Below are 666 nucleotides of genomic sequence, written 5' to 3' on the forward strand. Positions count from 1 at the left end.
CCGCACAACATGTTAAACCATTCGTTGGAAGGCAAAAGAATGATGCCAACGATGCGAGGGCAATATGTGAGGCGTTTTCTCGCCCAGACATTCACTTTGTACCCGTTAAATCGGTAGAGCAGCAAGATCTCAAATCTCTCCGCTGTGTTCGAGCCCGATTAGTTGAACAACGCACTGCACTTGCTAATCAAATTAGAGGCTTATCTGCCGAATATGGCATTACATTTCCGTTATCAATAAAGGCACTGCACAGTCATTTACCTCTGATAATCGAAGACGCAGAGAATGAACTGTCTCATGTCATGAGGGGGTTACTGCACACGTTGTATAGCGACCTTATAGATATCGGTGAAAGGATTGATGAGCTCACCTGCAAAATCACGATGCTTGGGCAACAGCACCCTCGATATGATGCCATCAAGAGTATTCCTGGTTTTGGTCCTATTTTAACAACCGCACTGCTCAGTGAGGTTGGTACCGGGAACCAATTTCAAAATGGGCGGCAGTTTTCAGCGTGGTGCGGATTGGTTCCTAAGCAACATAGCTCTGGAGGGAAAAGCTCTCTCGGTCATTTATCAAAGAGTGGTAATCGAGATTTAAGAACCTTGCTTATCCATGGTGCACGGGCGGTTATGCGGTGCGGGATAAACAGAACCGATGTCATGG

General features: G+C 46.4%; 1 protein-coding gene. It reads left to right on the top strand.

Going from position 1 to position 666, the window contains the following annotated elements:
* On the top strand, positions 1-666 hold a 666-nt coding region (locus J3L11_RS18895), incomplete at both ends, for an IS110 family transposase (RefSeq protein ID WP_207571996.1).

Origin of the sequence: Shewanella sp. 4t3-1-2LB (assembly GCF_017368415.1) — a bacterium.
Classification (GTDB): Bacteria; Pseudomonadota; Gammaproteobacteria; order Enterobacterales; family Shewanellaceae; genus Shewanella; species Shewanella fodinae.